Here is a 26785-nt window from a genome sequence, read left to right as displayed (position 1 = left end):
TAATATAAATTTTAAAAAATAATTATATTATTTTTAAATTAGATAAAACAATTAAATGTGTTATTTTCACAAAAAAGGAGCTTACGCTCCTTTATCTACTTTTTTCTATTTTTTTCTGGCAAATATTTCCAGTATTTTTTTGGCATATTTTCTATCATTAGTTTTTTATTTTTTCTTTCTTTTATAGCTATAGCATCGTAAAATCCTATCCATAGATTTTGAAAAAATTCTTCCTTCTTACTTTCTTTTGTATCAAGATTTAATATTTCTACCACTTCAAAATTTCCATAAATTGATACAAAAGCCTTGTTTCGATTTTTGTCGTATATTACAATTTTTTCCTTTGGCATTCTTTGTAAAAAATGTCTGGACAAATCTTCTAAAATATCGTTGTGGGATTCGTATTTGGCAAATAAAAATCCTTCTTGGATTTCCTTAAATCTCAAAAGCCCCTTAAAGGCATGAGCCTCTCTGCTGTAATTTTTTACCATTTTATTAAAGGCTATTGCGTATTTGTTGGTTGATTTTGTGATTTTTTCTCCTTTTATAAAGGCAAGTTTTATAAGCCTTGCAATTATCGTGTCCTTGTTTTTATAATCTGATTTAAAGGCTATTTTTATATCATAATAAAATTCTTTGGAAATATTTTTCTTTATGGAATCTTCAACTCTTTTTGCTTTTTCAAAATCTGTTTTTATATATTTTTGGTCAAGAAAAGAAATTTGATCTTTTTCCCTTTCTATTTTTATTTTGAAAATTTCTTTATATTGTGTAAAAATTACCGTCAAAAAACCTTCAAAAGTTCCGTCATAAACTATAATTTTCATATTTCACCCAAAAAATGATAATTGCTCAAAAGATTTTGGAGCAGAAAGGCTTATCCTGTCTTTTAAATCTTTTTGGTCTTTGACTTTTAAACCTTGGTACTTGCCATTTACAGTTATAAAATTTCTGGCTTTTTTTACAGAAATATTTAAGGCTTTCAAATGCCAATATTCAAGTTTTCTGTATTTTCTTGCATTTACAATTTTTCTTGCAGAAATTATTCCGATTCCTGGAATTTTAATTAAATCATCAAAGCTCGCCTTGTTGATTTCCATTGGAAACTTCGAAATATTATTTATAGCCCAATCTGTTTTGGGATCTATTCTTAAATCAAAATTTTTATTTTTCTCATTTAATAAATCAGAAGATTTAAAACCATAAAATCTCAAAAGCCAATCAGCTTGATAGAGTCTATGTTCTCTCAAAAGTGGAGCTTTTTTTATATCTTTTGTAAATTCACTTTTTACAACTGGAACAAAAGCTGAATAAAAAACCCTTTTTAATGAATAATCGTCGTACAAATTTTCCGCCCTACTCACAATGTCAAAATCACTTTCCTCATCTGCTCCTATAATCATTTGGGTTGTTTGTCCTGCCGGAAGAAATTTTGGAGTATGCTTGTATAATTTAATCTCATTTTTCCTTTGGACAATTTTTTTATTGGCAAAATCCATAGAAGATTCAATCGCCTTTATAGATTTTTGGGGAGCTAGAATTTTTAGAGATTTTTCTAGAGGAAGTTCCACATTCACACTCATCCTATCCACCAAAAGTCCCATTTTTTTGAGCAAATCAGAATCAGCGCCCGGTATTGATTTCATGTGAATATAGCCATTGTAATGATATTCATTTCTCAAAATATCAGCAGTTTTTATCAAAAGCTCCATTGTATAATTTGGATTTTTTGTAACGCCAGATGATAAAAATAAACCTTCAATATAATTTCTCTTGTAAAAATTAATAGTCAAATCAGCAACTTCTCTTGGAGAAAATTCCGCTCTCTTTGTGACATTTGATGACCTATTGATACAATATTCACAATCGTAAATGCACTTATTAGTAAATAAAATTTTTAAAAGAGAAATACATCTGCCATCCTCACTCCACGAATGACAAATCCCAGCAAGATGCCCATTGCCCAATCCTTTTGAAGAATTTTTTCTACTAGAACCCGATGAAGAACAAGACACATCATACTTGGCAGCATCCGTCAAAATTTTCAATTTTTCTAAAGTATCCATAGCCTACTCCTTTTAGACTCTTAATGTCTTATTATTATATAAGATTTTTTTAAAACTTTCAAGAAAATATCTTCAATAAGCTATTTGACACAAAATATTTTTTAACCTATTATAAAGATAAAGCAAAAAAGAAAGGAATATATTATGAAAACAAATCTATTAATAATAATAATTTTACTTGCAAGCTTGGTTGTAAACATCCTACTTTTAACAAAATACAAATTTGGCGACAAAAGAGATGCCGAAATTTTTAATTACACATCAATCCACACCCTTATAGCCTTTACAATCTACCTAGTTCTAGAAATATTTTTTTCATTGATAAGTAAAAAATCAAGTCCAGATTCCTTTACAAATCTTTTTATAATTTCCTTTTTGTTCTTGGTAAACCAATTAATGTATAGGAAAAAAATCAAATAATTTAAAATGAAATAAAAGATTAAAAATAAACACAAAAAAAATCGACTTTAAAATTTCTTTACAATTTAAAGTCGATTTATTTTATATGTCCACTAGCACAGGATTCTGTTTTTGGTTCAATCACTCTTATGTCCTTTCTTTTTTCATATTTCTATATTTATATATTAAATATCTTAGCACATTGACAGTTTTTGTATATTTTTTTATTTTATGGGAAAACTTCCTCCTAACAAAATCTTTATCTATTCAATTGTTAGCTTGCTTTTTTTCTATTTATCCTATAAACAAATCTTTTAGAAAAATGTCAGATGGCTCTACTTTAACAATTAATTTCCACCACTTTTTCCACAAAAACCTATATTATTTTCTTTTTTTAAATAAAGCTTCACTATTATAAAGTTTTATAATATAAGATTTCAGATTTTAAATCCATTTAAATTTTTATAGTATAAATACATTTATAGCTTTAAATCTCATATATTACTATAAACTTAAGCATTTTTATTATCCATGCTAGTGGACTATCAGAAGATTTTATCTTCTGTTATTATAATAATACCCAGTGAAATCGATTCTAAACATTTTTTTTAAAATTTTTTAATTTTTTTGAAATTTTTAAAAATCCTCTTTCTTAATCACCGAAATATCTTTTTTCATTTCTATAATTTGATTATAATAAGCAAAAAATAAATTTATTTCCAATTATTTATTACAAAAGAGAAAAGATTTTGCTCATTTCTGATAAAGAAATAAAGAAGAAAAACTATTTTTGGTAACGTTTGTCTATTTTATTTAATTGATTTATAATATGAATTGGAGGTACACTATGAAAATATTTAATAAATTATGTGTTTCAATATTGAGCGCAGTATTTTTATTTACTGCCTTAGCCTTACCTGCAAAAGCTTGTACAGGCGTTATAGTTGGTAGCGATTTGACTGAAGATGGTACTACAATTTTTGGTCGTACAGAGGATTTGGAAATAAATCACAACAAGGTTTATAAAATCAATGAAGCTGGCAAATACAAAAAAGGAGAAAAACTTGTAGATGTTTCTTACGCAGAAAAAGGTGGATATGAATTTGAACTTCCACACGATTCTTACCGTTTTACTTCTATAAGTGATACTACTCCTGAATATGGTAAGTTTGATGAGGCTGGCTACAACGAAAAAGGTCTTATGGCTGATATGACTGTTTCTGCATCTGCAAGCGAAGATGTTCAAAAGGTTGATCCATATCTTGATGGAGAAGAAGAAGGAAAGCCAATTGGAATTAGTGAGGCAATAATTACAACAGTTGTATTATCAAGTGCTGACAATGCACTAGATGCTGTAAAATTAATAGCTAATGAAGTTGCTACAAAAGGAGCTGCTGAAGGAAATGCTCTTGTAGTTGCTGACAAAACAGATACTTGGTATGTAGAAATTTATTCAGGCCATGAATTTGTTGCAATGAAATATCCAAAAGATAAATTCTCAGTTTTCCCAAATACTTTCTGGCTAAATGAAGCAAAACTTACAAAAGGCGAAGAAAGTGACAATTATATAATGAGCGAAGACGAAAATTATCTTTATTCTAAAGGAATTTTTGAAACAGCTAAGAAAGCAAAAACTTTTGAAGGAAATGAAGATGATAGAATTATAAATTTGGCAAAATCTTATGCAGAAAAGGAATTCTCTCCATCAAACCGTTCAAGAGTTGCATCAGGAATCAAATTCTTAAATCCTGATTCTAAAATTGATATGGAAACTGAAACTTATGAATTCCTACAAGATGCAAAAAAAGGTTCTATTTCTGTTAAAAATGTAATGGACTTTACAAGAAACAGACTAGAAAATTTTGATTTAGAAGCAAATGACAGAGGAAGAGATGAAACTTATCCAATAGGAAATAGAAATACTATGGAATCACACATCTTCCAAGTTTCAAAAGACGCAGAGGCAACAAATCCTGGAATAATGTGGCTAACACTTGGTTCCCCACTAGTTCAACCATACGTTGCATACTATCCAAACCAAGAAGATGCAATTGATGAAGTTAAAAACGAAACAAATGATCCACAAAAAGATAAGTCACATTATTGGATGGCAATGGATACCCTACACATGGTAGAGGCAAACAGAGATGACTTCATGAAAGACATCACTCCAGAAATTGACAAATTTGAAAAAGAACAAATAGCAAATACAAAAGTTTCAGGAGAAAAAGATCCAACAGAAAAAAATAAAGAAGAAGCTAAAAAAGCATTCGATTTATTAAAAGGATTCAACAAAGACTTAGAAGACAAATACAAAAATTATTTAAAGAAAAACGAATACGAATATACATTCTATGGAAGAAGAGCTACTGAAAACTTCACAGATACAACAATGGAAGTTAAAAAAAATACAAGCGATAAAGCTTTAAATCTTCAAGTTACACCAGACGAAGACGAAAAAGGTGGAAAAATCGAAATAGTAGACTCTTACGGAGAACCTGTAGAAAAATTAAATAATCCAGTAAAAATCTCAGTTCCTAAAAAAGCCTTTGAAAAAGAAGTTGCATTCGGCTCAAAAGATGACAAAATTGATGTAAAAGAAGAAGATGACAAATACGTATTCGAAACAGACAAATCATCAGTAGAATACAAAACAGAAGGCAAAGAAGAAGAGCCAAGCCAATCAAACGATGCATCATCAAAAGAAACATCAGCACAATCATCAAGCAATGAACAAGAAACAAATAAAACAGAAAACAAATCAAACAAAACATTAATAATCATTGCAGTTGCAGTAGTAGCAGCCGTTGTAGCAATATTTTCAAGAAAAAAGAAAAACTAGAAAATAAAATAAACTAAAAGCAAAAAATCGTATTGGTTTTTCCAATACGATTTTTTTGTAAGAAAAATTTTAAAATTTAAGTTTAGAAATTAAATAATAACTTACCTATCTTAACTAAATGAGCATAGCAAATGCGTGGATAGATCTCATTATTTAAGCAAATTCGAATAAATATCGAAAAGAATCCAAGCCTACTTGTCTTGAGTAATTTACCTATTATATATTTTATTATTTAGCAAATTAAAAAATCTCCCCGCGGGGAGATTTTTCATATAATTTTTAGATTAGGTCTAAGGCTTGATTTAAGTCTTCTATTATTTCGTCTGCATCTTCTAGGCCTACTGATAATCTGATTAAGCCTGGTGCTATTCCTGCTTCTTTTAGGGCTTCTTCTGAGTAGGTTGAGTGGGTCATTGTTGCTGGATGCTCAATTAATGTTTCTGCATCGCCTAGACTTACTGCTAGTGAACATAATTTTACGTTGTTCATTACGCATCTTCCTGCTTCGATTCCGCCTTTTACTTCAAATGTTACCATTGCTCCGTAGTCTTTCATTTGTTTTTTAGCTACTTCGTGGTTTTTGAAATCTTCTAGACCTGGATAATATACTTTTTCTACGTTTTTGTGTTTTTGTAATGCTTCTACAACCTTTTTGGTGTTTGCTACGTGTTGTTTCATTCTTACTTCGAGGGTTTTCATTCCTCTAAAGATTAGGAATGCATCGTGAGCTGATAGGACTGAGCCTGTGAAGTCTTTTTGGCCTACTAGTCTTACTTGAGTCATTAATTCTTTTGATCCGCATGAAAATCCTGCTATTACGTCGCCGTGTCCGTTTAGGTATTTGGTTGCTGAATGTACTACTATATCTACGCCAAGTTTTAATGGATTTTGTAGGTATGGTGTTGCAAAGGTATTGTCTGCGATTACTAATGTGTCTTTTGAGTTTGCTTTTGCAAGTTTTACTACTTCTTCTATATCTATTACATCTAGGGTTGGGTTTGCTGGTGTTTCTAGATATACTATTCTCGTGTTGTCTTTTAGATGTTTTTTGACTTCTTCTAGATCTGTCATATCTATAAATTCTACGTCTACGTTGAATTTTGTTATTTCATTTAAAAATGCAAATGTACATCCGTAGAGTGTGCCGCATGCTAGGATATGATCGCCTGCTTTGATAAATGGCCAGATTGATGATGTGATTGCTCCCATTCCTGATGATGTTGATACTGCTGCTTCTGCTCCTTCAAGGGCTGCTAGTTTTTTCTCCAAAGCATCGTTGGTTGGGTTTCCTAGTCTTGAATAGATAAATCCTTCTTCTTCTAGAGCAAATCTTCTTCCACCTTGTTCTGCGTTGTCAAATATAAAGGTTGATGTTTGATATATTGGTAGTCCTAATGAACCGTATGTATCTTTTATTGCGCCTGCGTGTATTGTTTCTGTTGCAAATGATCTTTTTTTGTTTTCTGTCATTTTCTAATCCTTTCATTTCCATTGTTTCATTTTTACCAAATATTTAATATAATATATCCAAAGAGACTAAGGAGATATTATGAATTTAAACAAAATTATTTACGCTATAGAAGTTTCTAAAACAGGTTCTATTTCAAAGGCTGCAAAAAACCTCTACACATCCCAGCCTGCCATTTCCATGGCTATAAATGATCTTGAAAAAGAACTGGGTTTTAAAATTTTTGAGAGAAATCAAAGTGGAACTCAAACAACCGCCAAGGGTCTTGAGTATCTCATAAAATGCCAAGATTTAATCAGCAAGTATAAGGAAATCCAAAGACAATATGCTCCAGATAATAAGGATATTTCTGAGCTTAGAGTGTCAAGTCAGCACTTTAATTTTGCTGTTTCAGCTTTTATGAAATTAATTGACAAGTACAAGGATAATTCTTTCAAATTTTATTTAAAAGAAACCACATCCCTTGATGCCATTAACCACGTTGAAAACGATTATTCTGATCTTGCCTTTATTTACATAAATGAACCTTATAGGCAAGCTATTTTTAATTTATTTAAAGAAAAATCTTTATCTTATGTTACAATTGCAAAGGTCATTCCTCATGTTTTCATTAACAAAGACCATCCATTAGCAAATGAAAATTTGATTAAGATAGATGATCTTTATAATTATCCTATGATAATTTATGAGCAAAATGACACTGAGATTTTACCGGAAGAATTTGTAAACCTACCTGATCACAAACAGGTTATCTATACCCAAGATAGGGGCACGACTTTAGGTCTTATTTCCAACACAAATTCTTTTAATGTTGGAACAGGTTGCCTTCATCCAAATAGTGGATTTCCTAATATCAAAACTGTTAAGCTTGAAAATCCAGAAAATTTATCTATGGATATAGGTTATGTTTACAAATCTTCCAAAAATCTTTCAAAGCTTTGTAAGGAATATTTATCCCTAACTAAGCGTGAGCTTGTTCATTGTCTTCCAAATTTTTAACATGACCTGCAACTTTTGATTCAGCCATATCATATTCAAAATTCCATTTATCTTTTGCAGCTGTAAATGGTACATAGATAGAAACTATGGAAACAACTCCCAAGATAAATTGATACCAGAAATATGGTATGATTTGGAATGGTGCTACAGCGCCTTTTGTAAAGCTTGCAGCTATCAATACTTGAGCAGCATAAGGTACTATTCCTTGGAATACACAAGAGAATGTATCAAGAAGTGATGCAGATCTTCTAGGATCAATCTTATATTCATTACACATTTTCTTTGCGATTGGACCTGAAATAATAATTGCAACAGTATTGTTAGCAATTGCTACGTCAGCAAGAGAAACAAGTGCAGCTATACCAAGCTCGCCAGATTTTTCTCCCTTAGCAAATTTTCTAATTTTTGCAATAATCCAATTAATACCGCCCTCTTTGGTAACCATATTAGAAAGACCACCAATTAACATAGAAAGTAAGAAGATTTCAAACATTCCAGTAAAGCCTTCCCACATAGTTTGAGAAAGAGCAAGCAAGTCAAATCCATTGTTCATAAGAAGAACAATACCAGATAAAACAATACCACCAGTTAAAACTAAAAATACATTAACGCCCATAAGAGCAACTACCAATACGAAAATATAAGGAATAATCTTAATAATATCGTAAGATAAATCTTTTTGAGCAGGTTGACTTTCAGGTGCACCCAAAATTAATAGCAAAATAAAAGTAATTATTCCAGCAGGAAGAGCCATCTTCAAGTTCATCCTAAACTTATCTTTCATTTCACAATTTTGAGTTCTAGTAGCAGCGATAGTTGTATCAGAAATAACAGATAAGTTATCTCCAAACATTGATCCACCAACCAAGGCACCAAGCATCAAAGCCATATTGATACCACCAGATTTAGCAAGACCAACAGCTATAGGTCCAAGAGCAGTAATAGTACCAACAGAAGAACCAGTAGCAATAGAAATGAAACAAGCTATCAAAAATACACCTGCAGTTAAAAATTTAGCAGGAACAAAAGAAAGTCCCAAACCAACTACAGAATCAACTCCACCAGAGGCAGAAGCCAAAGCAGAGAAAGCGCCAGCCAATATGTAAATCAAACACATAATAATAATGTTTGAGTCGCCACAACCTGCAACTAAATTGTCAAATTTCTCATCAATACTTCCACCAAATAATAAAAATGCACTAATAATACCAACAAAAGCTGCAATAGGTGCAGGCAATTGATAAAATGCCATTTCTACTCCTCTTAAATGAAGTACGATACCTGTGGCAAGATAAATAACGATAAAAACCAAAAATGGAATTAACGCCTTTCCTGAAATTTTTTCATTTTCTTTCACAATATTCACCCCTTTTTAAAAATGATTACGTTTTCACTATTATAATACATTAGATTGAAATCGTTGTAAAATACATATAAGTTATGGTGCATATAAGAAAAACTTATAAAAGCTTTTGCACATTTTAGTTGATAAAGGTTCTCATTTGTTTTATAATAAAAAAAAGATTGTATACTTGTTAATCTTTATTTGTAATTTTTTATTTAGAAGGGGTAATTATGATTAAAATTTCAAATTTACATAAGTTTTATGGAAAAAATTCTAACAAGATAGAAGTTTTAAAGGGAATTGATTTATCTTTTGATGAAGGAAAAATAATTTGTATTTTAGGGCCTTCTGGTTCTGGAAAATCTACCTTGTTAAATATTATTGGTGGAATTGAAACAATTGACATAGGAAATGTTAATATTTTTGGTCAAAATTTAGGTAAATTAAATAAAAAAGATTTGGAAATTTTTAGGCGTAATAATTTGGGCTTTGTTTTTCAATTTTATAATTTAATTAGTGATTTAAATGTTATAGAAAATATTGAGCTTGGTAAATTTTTGTCTGATAATCCTCTTGATATTGATGATTTGATAGATAATCTTGGTTTATCTGACCAAAAATATAAATTCCCAAATGAAATTTCTGGAGGTCAAGCGCAAAGAACTTCTATTGCAAGGGCTATGGTAAAAAGCCCTAGAATTTTAATTTGTGATGAGCCAACTGGTGCTCTTGATTATGAAAGTGCCAAGGATGTTTTGAATTTAATTGAAAATTTAAATAAAATTTATAAATCTACGATTTTAATTGCAACTCACAATACTAATATAAGTAAAATGTGTGATATTATTTTAAATTTACATGATGGTAAAATAAAGAATCTTTTTGTAAATTCAAATAAAATATCTGCTAAGGAGGTTTCTTGGTAATGAAAAATCCTCTTAATAAAAGAATTTATAGGCAAATAAAATCTAATCCTTTTAAATTTTTTTCTATTTTTTTAACTTTAACCATTTTAATTATTTTTTCATCATCATTTTTTACTGCCCAACAGTCTATTAAACATTTGTATTACAAGCAAATTGATGATGGAAAAGTTGAGGATGGAGAATTTGTTTGTATTGATAAACTATCTAATAAAACAATCAAAGCCTTGGAAGATCTTTCTTTGAATGTTTATGAAAATTTTTATTTTGAAGAAAAATATAATGATGATAGGACTTTAAGAGTTTTTAAAAATAGAAATAATATCAATATTAGTCAAATTTTTGATGGAAGATTGGCAAATAATGACAATGAAATTGCTATTTCTGCTAATTATGCAAGGGCAAATAAAATAAATATAGGGGATTTTTTGAAAATTAAAAATAAAAAATATCTCGTAACAGGCCTTGTTTCTTTGCCTGACTATTCTACTCTTCTTAAAAATAGGGAAGATATTGTTATGGATACGGGATATTTTGGTGTTTGTCTTTTGTCTTCTAAAACTTTTGATAAGATAAAGGATAAAAAAATTGTTTATAATTATTCCTATCATGATAAATTTTCTAAAAATAGTAAAGTTGCAAATAAAAGGCTTAAAAATTTTGGAAAAATTATCAATAAAAATAATCTAATGATTGATGGTGTTACAAGATATGACAATAAATGCATAACTTATATTATGGATGATATGGATGGGGATGTGCCTACTATGATTTCGGCTAGTATTTTATTATTTATTTCTCTAGCCTTTATTAGTGCTGTGCAAATTAAAAATTTAATTGAAAATGAATCTCCAATAATTGGTTGTCTTTTAGCTTCTGGTTACAAAAAAAAGGAATTATTAAAAAATTATATGGCTATGCCTTTATTTTTGGCAATTTTGGCATCCATTTGTGGAAATTTTATAGCCTTTACTTATTTTTATAAAAAATATGCTGATGTATATTATCTTTCCTTTGAACTACCAAAATTTGAGCTAAATACAAGCTATCTTACCTTTGCATTTACGACTATTTTGCCTATTTTTATATATTTAGTAATTAATTTTTTTGTTGTATATTTTTCTTTAAATCACAATCCTATTGACTTTTTGAGGAAAAATTTATATAAGAAAAATAAAATATCAAAACTTAAATTGAAAAATTTTTCTTTTATGCAAAAGGCAAAACTAAGATTGATATTAAACAACAAACTAAATTTTCTAGCCCTACTATTTGGAATTTTCTTAGCAAATTTGCTTTTGGTTTTCTCTATTTGCCTTGAACCTTCTTTTGAAAATTATGCAAAAAAAATGAAAGATGAGATGAAATATGACCATATTTACTTTGTAAAGACAAAGGATGAACTCATAAAATCAGATATGGCTAGCATTGTGAATGTAAATTTGGTAAATTTTGATGACAAAAAAATTCAAATTTATGGAGTTGATAAAAATAGCAAGTATGATAATGAAAATTTAAATGAGCTTAATAAATATGAAGTTGTTATATCATACGGTCTTGCACAAAGATTTAATCTAGAAAAAAATGATACAATAAAAGTCTTAAACTCTTATAATAATAAAACTAATACCTTAAAGATAAAAAAAATTGATGATAAGATAAAAACTTTGCAAATTTTAACAAATAGACAAAACTTAAATAAATTAATAGGAAAAGATTCCTCATATTTTAATAGCTACTTATCAGATAAAAAGTTAAATATTTCAAAAGAAAATTTAATAACAGAGATAAACAAAAAGGATATGACAAAATTTATGGACCATTTTTTTGACCACTTTAAATTTGTTTTTAAAATTGTCCTTCTTGTTTCGCTAGCCTTTTATTTTATAATAACGAGCGTTATTTCAACAACTATTATTGATAAATCAAAAGAAAATATAAGCTACCTTAAAATATTTGGATTTAAAGATAGAGAAGTTGTAAAAATTTACATCAATACCATACTCTTTTTACTAGTAATTTTTGAGATTGTTCTAATGCCACTACTGAATACAATACTAAAATTTTTAATAAAAATTTCTATGCAAAAACTAGATATTTTTGTAGATATATCTATCCCAAATAAAATATTTGCCTTTGCATTTTTCTTGAGTTTACTTACTTTTATAATTACACAAATTATTGAAAGCTATAAAATTTCAAAATTAGACATGGTAAAAGAGCTTAAAAATATCAATGGATAAATAAAAATTACACCTTGCTATCTGATGCTTTTGCTTATTTTTTTACATCTCCTTTTATATTTGCTAATTTTTTATGTCGATTTCTACAATAAAATTTAAAAAATCAAATTTTGGGTATATCAATATATATGAGTGGAAAATATATATAAAAAAGGAGCTAATAATGAAAATAAAAAATGTAACCATAGCTGGTGGTGGCGTTTTGGGTGCTCAAATTGCATACGTCACAGCTTTTCATGGATTTAATGTAACGATTTGGGGAAGAAGTGAAGGTTCTATTGAAAGAATTAAGCCAAGAATTGAAAATTTACACAATATTTTTTCTAAGGAGCTTATGGCTTGTCCTTCATATATTGGAGCTGAAAATCCAAATTATCCTAGGTCTTTTTTCAAGGATAAAAACGAAATTACTAATGAAAAAATAGAAGAATTAAAAAATGTAAATGAAAAAATTTTTAAAGAAATAAAATACACTACTGACTTAAATGAGGCTTTTTCTGATGCTGATTTTGTTATTGAGGCAATTGCAGAAATTGTTGATCAAAAGAAAGATTTTTATGAAAAAATTTCTTCTTATTTAAAGGAAGATGCAATTATTGCAACAAATTCTTCAACTTTCTTGCCTTCAACATTTAGAGAATATACAGGAAGAGAAGATAAATTTTTAAGTCTTCACTTTGCAAACTCAATTTGGAGACAAAATCTTGCTGAGGTAATGAAGCATGACAAAACAAGTGATGAGGCTTTTGAAAGTGTTATTGAATTTGCAAAAAATATAGGAATGTATCCAGCTGTAATTAAAAAAGAGCAAGCAGGATATATTTTGAATTCTTTGCTTGTTCCATTTATTAACGCTGGTCTAAATCTTTATGGAAATGATGTTGCTGAGCCAAAAGATATTGATATGGATTGGAAAATCGGAACAGGCTCTCCAAGAGGACCTTTCGAAATAATTGATATAGTTGGTATTACAACTGTAATAAATATTTCAAAAACAAATCCTCAAGCAAATGATCCAAATTCTCCAATTGCAAAAGCTATTAAAAAATTGGAAGAAAGAGCTGCCAAAGGCTTAAAGGGTATTGAAACTGGAGAAGGATTTTATAAATATAAATAAAAATATAAGGCGATAAATTATTTTTATCGCCTCAGACTGTTGACAAAGTAGGTGCAAATGCACCTACTTTTTAAACTTCTAAAGGAATGTGTTTAAATTCATTTACATCAAACAATCCTTTGTCTGTCATCTTTATATCCGGTATAACAGGTAGAGCCATAAATCCAAGAGTCATAAATGGATCTATTCCATCTCCTACTCCAAGCTCTTTTGCTTTTTCTAATAATTTCTTGATGTCTTCATGTACTTCTGTCATTGATTTACTACTCATAATGCCTGCTATATCAAGTCTTAAAGACCCTTCTAATTTTCCATTTGAAGATATTGCCATTCCACCACTCATCTCATCTATTTTCTTTATTACGTTTAGCATATCTTCATCATTGTCCCCAATAACAACTAAATTATGGCTATCGTGTGCTATTGTAGTTCCAACAGCGGCATTTTTTATATCATATCCCTTTATCAATCCTATTGCTATTGCAGAATTTCCGGTGTGTCTTTCAATTACCACTATTTTTCTTATTCCGTCATCTGAGTATTCGAAGTAACCATCTTTTACATCTACATCACAGATAATTTTCTTAGTTAAAAGTGATTCTTTTTCCATTTCAATTACATGGACTCTGTTTGAATTCAATCTAAGTTTTAAATCTTCTAATTTAAAATCTCTTATATTCATTTTTGAAAGTACCTTTGGAGAAAGTTTTTGTGGAAAATCTACTATTACTTTTCCATCTTCTGCTACTTTCTTGCCTCCAATGAAAACTGCTTTTGCGTTTATGTTATTCAAATCATCGAACAAAAAGAAATCTGCAACATACCCCGGTGCAATTGCCCCTGAATTTTCCATTTTGTAACACTGAGCCGGATTTAAAGTTGCCATTTTAATTGCATCTAAAGGTTCCATCCCCAATTTAATTGCTTTTCTCACATTGTTATCTACATTTCCATCTTTTAACAAGTCTTGCGGATGTCTATCATCTGTACAGAAGAAACAACGACTTATGTTATCTTTTGTAACTCCTTTTATCAGTGCTTCTAAATTTTTAGCAGCTGTACCTTCTCTTAATTGAATGTACATTCCTCGGCGAATCTTTTCTTTCATTTCATCTACAGCTGAACACTCATGGTCTGTTGAAATACCAGCTAGTACATAATCGTCCAACGCCTTTGCTGATAAAAGTGGGGCGTGTCCATCTACTACCTTATTGCTATTTTTAGCCAAGTCAATTTTTTCCAAGATGTCTTCTGATCGATTTACTGTTCCAACAAAATCCATCATTTCTCCTAAGCCCAAAACTCTCGGATTATTTATCATCTCTTTATAATCGCAAGCTTTTAAAATAGCTCCACTTGTTTCAAATGGTGTACATGGAACGCATGATGGCAACATTACATATACATGTGCCGGTAGATCTTTTGTTTCATCTATTATGTATTCAAGCCCATCAAGCCCACACACATTTGCTATCTCATGTGGATCTGCTATTATAGTTGAAACTCCTCTTGCAACTAAACATTTTAAAAATTCAGCTGGAGATACCATAGAAGACTCTATGTGCACGTGTCCGTCAGTCATAGTTGGTGATAGGTAGGATCCTTTTGCATCTACAATCTCATCTGCATCTTCATAATCTCCAATGCCAATAATTTTTCCATTCTTCACCGCTACATTTCCCTTGTAAATTTCATTTTGAAACACATCTATTACTTTGACATCTTTTATTATCAAATCCGCTTTCATATCACTCTTTAACATTTCTCTCTCCTTATAAAAATAACATTTTAACTAAAGACAAAATTCCCATAGCATACATTGGTAAAGATATTTGTTTAAATTTACCAGTTATAATATTTAATACTACATAAGATAAAATTCCTATCATAATACCATCCACAATACTGTAAGTAAGAGGAATTATGATAAAGGTTAAAAATGCAGGTATAGCTTCTATTATATTATCAAAATCTATAGCTTTTACTGCACTTGTCACTGCCATAAGTCCTGTTCGCCCTCCCTCTTCTATGCCGGCTGAAGTTTCTAATGTTGTTCCCACAATACTTGTTCCTAAACACCCCGCTACAATTGTTCCTAAAGAATCTACTAGAAAAGATTTATTCATATCTTTTGCTTCATTATTTTCATCTGTTAATCCCGCTTTTATTGAAAGGCCTGTTACAGTCCCTATATTGTTAAAAATAGACATGAAAATGAAAACGAATACACATACAGCCATGTCTGTAGTAAAAATTTAATGAGCAGTTAAACAGAAACAATCAGCCCAGATATTATAACATTCATTAAAAATTTAATAATATTAGAAAACCCTGGAGATTTTTCCTGGGTTTGTCTTCATTCTGAGGCGATAAATTATTTTTATCGCCTTTTAAATTTTTGTAAGCCCAGCTAATCCAAATAAATAATTTAAAAATTATTTCTCAAAATCTTCCCTCAAAATACCATAAACACAAGAATCAACAATCCCCTGATTATTATAATCAGCCTTTCTTAACCTACCCTCATAAACAAGACCACATTTTTCCATAACCTTGCCAGAATAAGGATTATTAGGATCATGAGAAGATTCGATCCTATCAAAACCAAGAGAAAATAAAAAAGAAATTATAGCAGAAAAAGCCTCAGAGGTATATCCCATATTCCAAAATTTTTTCCCAATACAATAACCAATATGACAAGAATTAACTCTTTTATCAATAGAAATCACACTAATAGTTCCAATCGGTTCAGCTAATTCTTTAAGTTCAATAATCCATTGAAAAAAATCATCATTTTTATAAGAATCAACCCAGTTTTTTATAACTTTTTCACTTTCAAAAACATTTTTATGAGCTTTCCATCTTAAAAACTTAGTAACTTCCTCATCACACATCCAATTCTTATAAGCCAAAGAGGCATCAGAAATCTTAGCCTTTCTTAAAATTAATCTATTAGTAAAAATTTTTTTAGTTAAATTCATAAAATTTATCCTCATTATTAAATATTTTTACATATATATTAACATACTAGATTTTCAAAAGTAAACTAAAACTTTAAATAAATTAAAACAAAAAAAATGAGCTGTTGAAACAGCCCAGACTGTTGACAAAGTATACAAATCCTCATGCTAAGAATATCATACGGAAAAAATTGATTTGATTTCAAATTTTAAAATTCGTCAAAAAACGCACTGTTTGAGCGTTAGCAAGTTTGCGTTTTTAGAATTTTGGAATTTAGAAATCAACAATTTTTGAAGTCCGATATTCGTGCTTGAGGGTTTGTCTACGCTCTGAGCTGTTGAAACAACCCATTTTTTATTAATTTTTTTAAATTTCTTTTATTATTTTTAGCTTATATGTTACTATTGTTTCGCCATTTTCTCTTTGCATTTTTAAATTATATTTTTCTCCACACAAAAGTTTTATCCTATTATTTACATTTTCCATGCCTATTCCTCCAAGTTTTGTTGGAATATTTTCTTTTTTTTCTTTTGGACCAAGTCCGTTATCTATAATCTTTATTATTAAATATTCTGAATTTTTTTCTACTATAATTTTAATGTAAGACTTGGATTTTTTTTCTCTTATTCCGTGATAAATTGCATTTTCAATTATTGGTTGGAGTATTAATTTTGGAACGTATAGGCTGCTTGTTTGTATTTTTTTTATAAATTCGTAGGTAAATTTATTGTCATATCTTATTTTTTGTATATCTAGATAATTTTTTGCGTGTTCTATTTCCTTATCAAGTTTTACGAAATCTTCATCAATGTTTAGGCTGTTTCTTAAAAGCATCCCTAAATTTTTGGTTACTTTTATTGCTTTTTCATTTTCGCCAAATTCTACAAGCCACAAAATTGTATCCAAGGTATTGTATAAAAAATGTGGATTTATTTGGCTTTGGAGAGCTTTGACTTGGTAGGTTCTTTTTTGTTCTTCTTTTTTTTCTATATCTTCTGTTAGAACAAAAATCCTATCTATTAGGTTGTTGTATTCTTTTGTTAAGATTTGTATTTCACTTGATGCTTGAGGGAGTGATTCTATTTTATATAATTTTTTGTCGGTTTTTTTGATTTCTCCAATCAAATAAATTATTGGTTTGCTTATTTTTTTTGACACAAAAATCGACACTAACAAAGTCAAAACAAAAACGATTAGGGCAAGAATTAGGGAGCTTTCTATTAATTGTTTTTTTAAATTAGAAATTGCGTTTGAAAAGGAAATTCCTACCAGCTTCCATTGGGTATTTGGAATAAAAACATTGGATGAAACAAAATCCATTTTTTCTGGTTTCATCCTCTTTTTTAAAAGTTTTTCGTAATCTTTTTTGCCAAAATCTTCCATATTTTTTGATTTAAAAAGGAGTTCTTCTTCTGAGGACAAAATAAAAACATAGCCATATTTGCCAAAATTTATTGTCGATAAAAAATCTTCCAAAAATTTATAGGAAAGATTTATAACCACAAAGCCCAATCTTTTGTTGTTTTTATCTTTAATTTCTTTGGAAATACTTATTATATTTTTTGACGAATCGCTAGATATTTTTGAAAAATCAGCCTTGCTTGCAAATGCCATATTATTTGAATTTATAAGTTTCTTATACCAAGAAATATTTTTCATATCCTTATTTGTTTCTAAATTTACTTTCTCATTTGAAATAATATTTCCATTTTCAGAAACTAGGAAAATTTTTTTTATAAATTCATCACTTTTTTCGCTAACTTTTATTATGTCCTTCAAATTTTTAAAATCTGTCTTATCATCCATTATATTTTGACTTTCGGCTGACATAGCCAACAGACTTGCAAGGTTTTTGTTTTTTTCTAGATAGCTTGCCACATAAATACTTGCATTTTTGACTTCTTGGCTTGTTTCTTCTTTTTCATATGTCATAAGCTTTGAAGAACTTTGCTTGTACCAAGAAAAAAGCATTAGAGATATTATAAGAATAGAAATTACAAAAAAGCAAGCACTTATTTTGAATTCTATTTTTTTGAAAATCTTTTTCATTTATTTTTTCCTAATTTGTTTTGGACTTTTGCCAAAATATTTTTTAAATTTATTAGAAAAATATGAAACATCATAGATACCAACGGCATCTGCTATCTCTTGATTTTTCATATCGCTTGTCAAAAGCAAAATCCTTGCCTTTTCCATTCTCAATTTATTGGATAAATCTTGGAAGGATAGACCGTAAATTTCTTTTATTAAACTGCTTAAATAATTATTATTGTAACCAATGTCGCTTGCCATCTTATTTAAAGAAAAATCTTCACAAAATACATTTTTATCAATATATTTTTTTATATCTTCATAAGATTCTTTTGCCTTTAAATTCTTATCATTATACTCTTTCAAAGACTCATTTTTTCTGTTAATATTAAGCTTATTTACAGCAGTTTTTAACATATATTCTACATCTTTTTTGCTAACAGGTTTTAAAATATAATCATCTACCTTTGCCCTAATAGCAGCTTGGGCATAATCAAAATAATTGTAGCCTGTAAGAATTAACAAGTAAGAATCTGGATTTTTCTCCTTTATTTTTTTACTAGCACTAAGACCATCAACTATAGGCATATTTATATCCATTATAACTATATCTATCTTGTTTTTTAAAGCCAAATCAACAGCCTCTTTCCCATTTTCCGCCTCAAAAACTTGATCGATTTCCAAATTTTCAAAATCTATTAAATTTTTTATGCCCTTTCTTATGATAGATTCATCATCTGCTATTAACAATTTATACATAATCCCCTACTTTACAAGATGTTTTAAATATCCATATCCCCTATCTTCCATATCTTTAAGTGGAATAAATTTAATCGAAGCTGAATTTATACAAAAACGAAGACCGCCAAGTTCTTTAGGGCCATCATTAAAAACATGTCCCAAATGAGAATCCCCAGACCTACTTCTCACTTCAGTTCTGTTCATATTATACGACTTATCTTCACGATATGTCACAACATCTTTGGCTATTGGCTTAGAAAAAGATGGCCAACCACAACCCGAATCAAATTTATCACTTGATGAAAACAAAGGCTCTCCAGTTGCTACATCAACATAAATACCTTTTTCCTTATTATCCCAATATTCATTAGAAAAAGAAGATTCAGTTTCATTTTTTTGAGTAACCCTATACTGAATATCCGTAAGTTTTCTTTTCAAATCATCATCCGATGGTTTTGGATATTTAGCAGGGTCAATCACAACTTCACTCGCCTTTGACAAGTCGATATGGCAATATCCATTTGGATTTTTCCTCAAATAATCTTGATGATAATCTTCAGCCACAGTAAAATTTTTAAGTTTCATATTTTCAACCACAATTTTTTCGCTGTATTTTTTTGCCTGAAAGTTCATAACCTTATCAATAACTTCCTTATCAGAATCATCCACATAATAAATCCCAGTCCTATATTGACTTCCCCTATCATTTCCTTGTTTATTAAGGCTAGTTGGATCAATTATTTTAAAATAATGATTAAGCAAGTCCTCAAGCTTTATTTTTTTACTATCATAAGTTACTTCCACAGTTTCCGCATAGCCACTTTTGCCACTACTTACCGTTTTATAAGTCGGATTATTAACCTTTCCATTTGCATAACCACTTACAGCATCATAAACCCCATAAATTCTTTGCATATATTCCTCAACACCCCAAAAACAACCACCAGCTAGGTAGATTTTTTTAAGATCATCCTTAGAATAATTTTCCTTTTCCTTATCCATATCTTTTTGATTTTCCATTTCCTTTAAATTTTTCTTATTATTAGAGTCAATAATTTCATCAATTTTTTTGCTAATTTCCTCATTTGTGCTAGAAATATTTCCATTATCCTTAGACTTATTCTTAGATTTATTAGAACAAGCCACCAAAAAGATAGCACAAATCAAAAAAACAAAAATAAATTTACTTTTCATACAAAACTCCTATTTAATCTGTTTAAAAATTTCATTAATAGTATCCTTATCCAAAGCCCCCGGAGCAACCTTGACAAGCTTACCCTCAGAATCCAAAAATACATTTGTAGGAGTAGATTTAACATTAAATTTTTTAATAAAATCCCCACTCGTATCATACAAAGTATTAATATTTTTATATTCCAAACCATCAAACCATTTAATAAAATCCTTCTTAGATTTTTCCCCCATTTGGTCAGGAGCAACCACACTTACAACCTGATAATCCCCATCACTATTAGACAATTCATCTAATTCGCCAAGACTTGACAAACAAATAGGACACCAAGAAGCCCAAAACTTAATATAAGTTTTCTTCCCCTTAAAAGACTCCAAAGAAACCTTGTTTCCGTCCCTATCCTCAAGATTCAAAGAATTATCACTATCTTTATTTTCCTTACTATTACTTGAAATATTTTTATCCTTCATATCATTCATATTTTTATCCGCCGATTTTTCACTAGAGCATGCACTAAGAGCAAAAGCTATCACTAAAAACGGTATCGCTAAAGATTTTTTCATATATCCTCCTAAATAAATAAATTATTAAAAAATGAAGTAAGATTAGGCAATTGATTAGTCATAAGAACAACGCCCATTACCATTATCAAAAATCCACCCAAACGTTTCATAAAAATAAGATGCTTTCTAAAAAAATCAAAATTTTTATTAAGAGTAGAAGATAAAACAGCCATCAATAAAAATGGAACCATAAGGCCAAACGAATAAACTAGCATCATAAAAGCCCCATAAAATTCCTTACCACTGCTTGCAGAAGTAAGAAGAACCGCTCCAAGAATTGGACCAACACAAGGTGTCCAACCCAAAGAAAAAGAAAGCCCCATAAGATAAGTCCCCAAAGCCTTAGTTTTCTTATTTTTAAAATTAACAGTCTTAGTAACATTCAATCTTTCAATATTAATAATTTCCATTTGATGAAGACCTAACAAAAACACAATAAGTCCCCCAATAAAAATTACCCATCTATTATTGACAAATTTTCCAAAAAAACCTGCACCAAAACCCAAAATAACAAAACTAGTAGCAAGACCCAAAATAAAAGTCATAGTTTTAATAATAGCACCAATATTTATATAAATTTTTCCAAATTTAAAATTTTTATATTCTCCCCTTTGATCCGTAATGATACCAATATAAGCAGGCATCAAAGAAAAAGTACAAGGAGCAAAAAACGATAAAAAGCCAGCAATAAAAACCGAGCTTAAAAGTAATTGATTTTCAATCATAAATACCTCCTTTTTTTTATAATATAATTATAAAATCAAAGGAAAAATAATAGAATAGAAATATCTTATGTAAAATATAAAAATAATCAGATATTAAAAAATAAAATAAAAATACAAGCAAAAAGAAATTTAAAATCAAAAAAAATATATTTATAGACAACAAAAAAGACTAGCTTATGCTAGTCTTGATTGTTTGGCAACTTCCTAGTCTCCCGGGAGGTCTCCCTCCGAGTACCATCGGCGTTAGAAGGCTTAACTTCTGTGTTCGGTATGGGAACAGGTGTATCCCTTCTGCCATCGTCACCAGATATTTAATATACTGTTTTTACCTTTTTAATTCAATAGCTATAAATATTTCCAGTCAAGATTTAAAGTTTAGTATCCATTAGCTTAATACATTACTGCACTTACACCTTGGACCTATCTAAGGTATTTTCTTTACCTACTCTGAGAAATCTTATCTTGAGGCATGCTTCGTACTTAGATGCTTTCAGTACTTATCATTCCCGCACTTAGCTACCGAGCCATGCTAGTGGCCTAACAACTCGTACACCATTGGTGCGTCCATCCCGGTCCTCTCGTACTAAGGACAGCTCCTCTCAAATTTCTTACGCCCACGCTGGATAGGGACCGAACTGTCTCACGACGTTCTGAACCCAGCTCGCGTGCCTCTTTAATGGGCGAACAGCCCAACCCTTGGGACCTACTCCAGCCCCAGGATGAGACGAGCCGACATCGAGGTGCCAAACCTCCCCGTCGATGTGGACTCTTGGGGAGATAAGCCTGTTATCCCCGGGGTAGCTTTTATCCGTTGAGCGATGGCCCTTCCATGCGGTACCACCGGATCACTAAGTCCGTCTTTCGACTCTGCTTGAGTTGTAGCTCTCGCAGTTAAGCTCGCTTCTGCCTTTATACTCTGCGAATGGTTTCCGTCCATTCTGAGCGAACCTTTGAACGCCTCCGTTACTTTTTAGGAGGCGACCGCCCCAGTCAAACTGCCCAACTGACAATGTCCCATGCCCTGATTCAAGGGCTATGGTTAGAACTTTGATATTAAAAGGTTGGTATCCCACCAGTGACTCCTCCTAGATTGGCATCCAGATATCTCAGTCTCCCAACTATCCTGTACATTTAATCTCAAAATCCAATATCAGCCTACAGTAAAGCTCCACGGGGTCTTTCCGTCCTAGCGTGGGTAAGTCGCATCTTCACGACTACTACAATTTCACCGGATCCTTTGTTGAGACAGTGCCCAAATCGTTACACCTTTCGTGCGGGTCGGAACTTACCCGACAAGGAATTTCGCTACCTTAGGACCGTTATAGTTACGGCCGCCGTTTACTGGGGCTTAAGTTCTAGCCTTCGATTGCTCTAAGCCTTCCCCTTAACCTTCCAGCACCGGGCAGGTGTCAGCTCCTATACTTCATCTTGCGATTTTGCAGAAACTTGTGTTTTTGGTAAACAGTCGCTTGGGCCTGGTTTCTGTGGCCATATTTCTATGGCTCCCCTTCTCCCGAAGTTACGGGGACATTTTGCCGAGTTCCTTAACAAAGGTTCTTCCGCGCGTCTTGGTATTCTCTACCTCCCTACCTGTGTCGGTTTTGGTACGGGCGCTTTGGTCTGGATAGTGACTTTTCTTGGCAACCTGGAATCGGCAACTTCTCTACTTATGTTTTCGATACCTATCGGCTTTTAGAATTTGTGAAAAGCGGATTTGCCTACTTTTCTTCCTACGGCTTTAGACCATCTTTCCATCTGATGGCTTTGCTTATCCTTTTGCGTCATCACTTCTCTCATATCGACTTCAAGCGGTACAGGAATATAAACCTGTTATCCATCGCCTACGCCTTTCGGCCTTGGCTTAGGTCCCGACTTTCCCTGAGGGACGAGCCTTGCTCAGGAGTCCTTAGGGTTTCGACGGGGATGATTCTCACATCCCTTCTCGCTACTCATGCCAGCATTCTCTCTTGTATTAGATCCACTTTTGCTTTCGCCTTGGCTTCGTCTCTAATACAATGCTCCTCTACCACTAATAGAGGTATTAAGTTTAGCTATGAGTCCTAGTTTTTAACTCTTAACCAGTGATTGTTAGTTCATAATTTCTTATGTTACTCACTTTTGACTTTAGACTTGTGTTTTTTTGAATATTTTTCTTTAATATCCTATCTTTATGTCTGCGTCTGAAATTTGTTTTTCTTTTTAATCTCTTCTGTTTTTGTTAAATATTTCCTAGTCTCATTTGTAAACTTAATCCCTCTATTAATCCGAAGCTTCGGTATTGAATTTGAGCCCCGTTCATTTTCGGCGCAAACCCACTTGACCAGTGAGCTATTACGCATTCTTTAAATGCATGGCTGCTTCTAAGCCAACGTCCTGGTTGTCTTAGTAGATTCACATCCTTTTCCACTTAATTCAAATTTTGGGACCTTAGCTGTCGGTCTGGGCTGTTTCCCTTTCGACTTAGAAGCTTATCCCCCTAAGTCTGACTCCCTGACTTGATTTTTTGGCATTCGGAGTTTGATAGGTTTTGGTACGGTAATCCGCCCTAGACCATTCAGTGCTCTACCTCCTAAAATCTTAGGTCAGAGGCTAGCCCTAAAGCTATTTCGAGGAGAACCAGCTATCTCCGGGTTCGTTTGGTTTTTCGCCCCTATCCACAGTTCATCCGATGCGTTTTAAACCGCACCCGGTTCGAGCCTCCATTGAATTTTACTTCAACTTCACTCTGACCATGGATAGATCACCCGGTTTCGGGTCTATTCTAACTTACTTCCGCCCTATTAAGACTCGCTTTCGCTGCGGCTTCTGATCTTAAATCATTAACCTTGCAATTTAGAATAACTCGCTGGCCCATTCTACAAAAGGTACGACATCACGTTCGTTCACGCTCTGTCTGCTTGTAGGCACTAGGTTTCAGGTTCTATTTCACTCCCCTTTCGGGGTTCTTTTCACCTTTCCCTCACGGTACTTGTTCACTATCGGTCACATGTTAGTATTTAGCCTTAGGGGATGGGCCCCCTATCTTCACACCGGGTTACTCGTGCCCGGTGATACTTTCCCTCTCGTTTATTAATGCTTTCGTCTACAAGACTTTCACTTTCTTTGGTTTATCTTTTCAGATAATTCGACTAACTTTAACAAATCGCTAATGAGTTAGGCTCTTTTCCTTTCGCTCGCCGCTACTTAGAAAATCGATGTTTCTTTCTTTTCCTCCTGCTACTTAGATGTTTCAGTTCGCAGGGTATCGCCTTACTAAGCTATGTATTCACTTAGTAATGATTGTGTCTTCCACAACCGGGTTGCCCCATTCGGAGACCTAGGGGTCAATGCTTTTTGTGAGCTTACCCTAGTTTTCGTTCACTTACGTCCTTTTTCGCCTTCATGTGCCAAGGCATCCACCTTGTGCCCTTTTTTTCTTGACTGGAAATATTTATAGCTATTTAATTTTATTAGGTACAATTTGACCCTCTTATATATAGAAAGTAAATTACTTCTTTTAACTTAACGAAGTTAATTTTAAAATTTCTTTTGGGTAAAAGTCAGCGTACCGACTTTTTACTCTTAGAAAGGAGGTGATCCAGCCGCACCTTCCGATACGGCTACCTTGTTACGACTTCACCCCAGTTACTGACCCTACCTTCGACTGCTGCGTCCTAAAAGGTTCGCTCACAGGCTTCGGGTATTGCCAACTCCCATGGTGTGACGGGCGGTGTGTACAAGACCCGGGAACGCATTCACCGCGACATTCTGATTCGCGATTACTAGCAACTCCAACTTCATGTACTCGAGTTGCAGAGTACAATCCGAACTGGGACAGACTTTGTGAGTTTCGCTTCAGATCGCTCTTTCGCTGCCCTCTGTATCTGCCATTGTAGCACGTGTGTAGCCCAAGTCATAAAGGGCATGATGATTTGACGTCGTCCCCACCTTCCTCCGGTTTATCACCGGCAGTATCGCTAGAGTCCCCAACTTAATGATGGTAACTAACGATAGGGGTTGCGCTCGTTATGGGACTTAACCCAACATCTCACGACACGAGCTGACGACAACCATGCACCACCTGTAATACAGTAGACCGAAGTCTTAAGAAACTATCTCTAATTCCCTCCGTATTATGTCAAGACTTGGTAAGGTTCTTCGCGTTGCGTCGAATTAAACCACATGCTCCGCTGCTTGTGCGGGTCCCCGTCAATTCCTTTGAGTTTCACACTTGCGTGCGTACTCCCCAGGCGGAGTGTTTAATGCGTTAGCTGCGGCTCCCAGATTATTCCAAGAACCTAACACTCATCGTTTACAGCGTGGACTACCAGGGTATCTAATCCTGTTTGCTACCCACGCTTTCGTACCTCAGCGTCAGATGATGACCAGAAAGTCGCCTTCGCCACCGGTATTCTTCCTAATATCTGCGCATTTCACCGCTACACTAGGAATTCCACTTTCCCTTTCATCTCTCAAGCCTAACAGTTTTAAAAGCTTTATATAGTTGAGCTATATTATTTCACTTCTAACTTACTAGGCCGCCTACGTACCCTTTACGCCCAATGATTCCGGACAACGCTCGGTCCATACGTATTACCGCGGCTGCTGGCACGTATTTAGCCGGACCTTATTCTTATGGTACTGTCATTTTCATCCCATAAAAAAGATTTTTACAACCCGAAGGCCTTCTAAATCACGCGGCGTCGCTGCATCAGGGTTTCCCCCATTGTGCAAAATTCCCCACTGCTGCCTCCCGTAGGAGTTTGGGCCGTGTCTCAGTCCCAATGTGGCCGTACACTCTCTCAAGCCGGCTACTGATCGTCGCCTTGGTGGGCTTTTATCTCACCAACTAGCTAATCAGACGCAAGTCCATCTTACACCGATAAATCTTTGGTCACTATATCATGCGATATTTTGACGTTATAGGGTATTATTCTTCGTTTCCAAAGGCTATCCCCTTGTGTAAGGCAGGTTACTCACGTGTTACTCACCCGTTCGCCACTAATCCACTTAATTTCATTCCGAAGAAATCAGCTAAGTTTCATCGTTCGACTTGCATGTGTTATGCACGCCGCCAGCGTTTATCCTGAGCCAGGATCAAACTCTCAATTATTGTTTGATCTTGACTTTTGTCATTTTTCGTTTTGGTTTACTCAAAGTAATTCACTTTACTTTTATTGTAGTTTTCTAT

18 protein-coding genes and 3 rRNA genes are annotated in these 26785 nt (G+C 32.3%); 6 read left to right on the top strand and 15 right to left on the bottom strand.

Annotated features, from left to right (window positions below; all coding sequences use genetic code 11):
• Positions 1–95 precede the first annotated feature (95 nt).
• Both I6H46_RS03105 and I6H46_RS03100 read right to left on the bottom strand, forming a co-directional pair.
• Positions 96–827: a TIGR03915 family putative DNA repair protein gene (locus I6H46_RS03105; RefSeq protein ID WP_019119031.1), complete on the bottom strand. Its 732-nt coding sequence runs from the start codon at positions 825–827 to the stop codon at positions 96–98.
• 3 nt (positions 828–830) lie between these two features.
• Positions 831–2066 carry a putative DNA modification/repair radical SAM protein gene (locus tag I6H46_RS03100; protein WP_019119032.1) on the bottom strand — a complete coding sequence of 412 codons (1236 nt, stop codon included), beginning with the start codon at positions 2064–2066 and terminating at the stop codon, positions 831–833.
• 144 nt (positions 2067–2210) lie between these two features.
• Between I6H46_RS03100 and I6H46_RS03095 the strand changes: the two genes are divergently transcribed.
• Together I6H46_RS03095 and I6H46_RS03090 are read left to right on the top strand one after the other, a co-directional pair.
• Positions 2211–2486 carry a hypothetical protein gene (locus tag I6H46_RS03095; protein ID WP_019119033.1) on the top strand — a complete coding sequence of 92 codons (276 nt, stop codon included), beginning with the start codon at positions 2211–2213 and terminating at the stop codon, positions 2484–2486.
• Positions 2487–3312: 826 nt separating this feature from the next.
• Positions 3313–5307, top strand: a complete 1995-nt coding sequence (locus I6H46_RS03090; protein WP_019119036.1) for a C69 family dipeptidase — start codon at positions 3313–3315, stop codon at positions 5305–5307.
• A gap of 279 nt (positions 5308–5586) precedes the next feature.
• Here the strand turns inward: I6H46_RS03090 and megL are convergent, their stop codons facing one another.
• Positions 5587–6777: a methionine gamma-lyase gene (gene megL, locus I6H46_RS03085; RefSeq protein WP_019119037.1), complete on the bottom strand. Its 1191-nt coding sequence runs from the start codon at positions 6775–6777 to the stop codon at positions 5587–5589.
• Positions 6778–6856: 79 nt separating this feature from the next.
• Here megL and I6H46_RS03080 point away from each other — a divergent pair, with 79 nt between their 5' ends.
• Positions 6857–7774, top strand: coding sequence for a LysR family transcriptional regulator (locus I6H46_RS03080; protein WP_004839646.1), 918 nt, complete (start codon positions 6857–6859; stop codon positions 7772–7774).
• Here the strand turns inward: I6H46_RS03080 and I6H46_RS03075 are convergent.
• Complete coding sequence (locus tag I6H46_RS03075; RefSeq protein ID WP_019119038.1) at positions 7737–9131, bottom strand: Na+/H+ antiporter NhaC family protein; 1395 nt, start codon at positions 9129–9131, stop codon at positions 7737–7739. The genes I6H46_RS03080 and I6H46_RS03075 overlap by 38 nt on opposite strands.
• Positions 9132–9349: 218 nt before the next feature.
• On the opposite strand from I6H46_RS03075, the gene I6H46_RS03070 reads away from it, so the two are divergent.
• From I6H46_RS03070 to I6H46_RS03060, 3 genes are all read left to right on the top strand, one after another.
• The gene (locus I6H46_RS03070; protein WP_019119039.1) at positions 9350–10045 is read left to right on the top strand and encodes an ABC transporter ATP-binding protein; all 696 of its coding nucleotides are present in this window, start codon (positions 9350–9352) and stop codon (positions 10043–10045) included.
• Positions 10045–12285 (top strand): ABC transporter permease, encoded by a 2241-nt coding sequence (locus I6H46_RS03065; protein WP_019119040.1) that lies wholly within the window; start codon positions 10045–10047, stop codon positions 12283–12285. The genes I6H46_RS03070 and I6H46_RS03065 overlap by 1 nt, the downstream gene beginning before the upstream one ends.
• Positions 12286–12448: 163 nt before the next feature.
• Complete coding sequence (locus tag I6H46_RS03060) at positions 12449–13402, top strand: 3-hydroxyacyl-CoA dehydrogenase (protein WP_019119041.1); 954 nt, start codon at positions 12449–12451, stop codon at positions 13400–13402.
• A gap of 70 nt (positions 13403–13472) precedes the next feature.
• On the opposite strand, the gene ade is transcribed toward I6H46_RS03060, so the two are convergent.
• The 11 genes from ade to I6H46_RS03005 form a co-directional block, all read right to left on the bottom strand.
• A complete protein-coding gene (gene ade, locus I6H46_RS03055) occupies positions 13473–15164 on the bottom strand; it encodes an adenine deaminase (protein WP_019119042.1) in 1692 nt (563 codons plus the stop codon).
• Positions 15165–15174: 10 nt separating this feature from the next.
• Complete coding sequence (locus I6H46_RS03050) at positions 15175–15612, bottom strand: solute carrier family 23 protein (RefSeq protein WP_019119043.1); 438 nt, start codon at positions 15610–15612, stop codon at positions 15175–15177.
• Between the two features lie 225 nt (positions 15613–15837).
• Positions 15838–16383 (bottom strand): GNAT family N-acetyltransferase, encoded by a 546-nt coding sequence (locus I6H46_RS03045; protein ID WP_019119044.1) that lies wholly within the window; start codon positions 16381–16383, stop codon positions 15838–15840.
• A gap of 346 nt (positions 16384–16729) precedes the next feature.
• Positions 16730–18412, bottom strand: a complete 1683-nt coding sequence (locus I6H46_RS03040; RefSeq protein ID WP_200226128.1) for a sensor histidine kinase — start codon at positions 18410–18412, stop codon at positions 16730–16732.
• Positions 18413–19153, bottom strand: a complete 741-nt coding sequence (locus I6H46_RS03035; RefSeq protein ID WP_019119047.1) for a response regulator transcription factor — start codon at positions 19151–19153, stop codon at positions 18413–18415.
• A 6-nt stretch (positions 19154–19159) separates the two neighbouring features.
• Positions 19160–20329 (bottom strand): peptide-methionine (R)-S-oxide reductase MsrB, encoded by a 1170-nt coding sequence (gene msrB, locus I6H46_RS03030; RefSeq protein ID WP_019119048.1) that lies wholly within the window; start codon positions 20327–20329, stop codon positions 19160–19162.
• 9 nt (positions 20330–20338) lie between these two features.
• Entirely contained in the window at positions 20339–20890 is a 552-nt protein-coding gene (locus I6H46_RS03025) for a redoxin family protein (protein ID WP_019119049.1), read from the bottom strand.
• An 8-nt stretch (positions 20891–20898) separates the two neighbouring features.
• Positions 20899–21615: a cytochrome c biogenesis CcdA family protein gene (locus tag I6H46_RS03020; RefSeq protein WP_004839634.1), complete on the bottom strand. Its 717-nt coding sequence runs from the start codon at positions 21613–21615 to the stop codon at positions 20899–20901.
• Positions 21616–21806: 191 nt separating this feature from the next.
• Positions 21807–21923: ribosomal RNA gene (rrf, locus tag I6H46_RS03015) — 5S ribosomal RNA — on the bottom strand.
• Positions 21924–21972: 49 nt separating this feature from the next.
• Positions 21973–25037 (bottom strand): 23S ribosomal RNA (locus I6H46_RS03010).
• 143 nt (positions 25038–25180) lie between these two features.
• Positions 25181–26707: ribosomal RNA gene (locus I6H46_RS03005) — 16S ribosomal RNA — on the bottom strand.
• Together the 16S, 23S and 5S rRNA genes form the textbook arrangement of a ribosomal RNA operon.
• Positions 26708–26785 lie beyond the last annotated feature (78 nt).

This window comes from Anaerococcus obesiensis (assembly GCF_016599815.1).
GTDB lineage: Bacteria > Bacillota > Clostridia > Tissierellales > Peptoniphilaceae > Anaerococcus > Anaerococcus vaginalis.
Note: the sequence above shows the minus strand (reverse complement) of the source record. Positions and strands in the feature narration are given on the sequence as shown.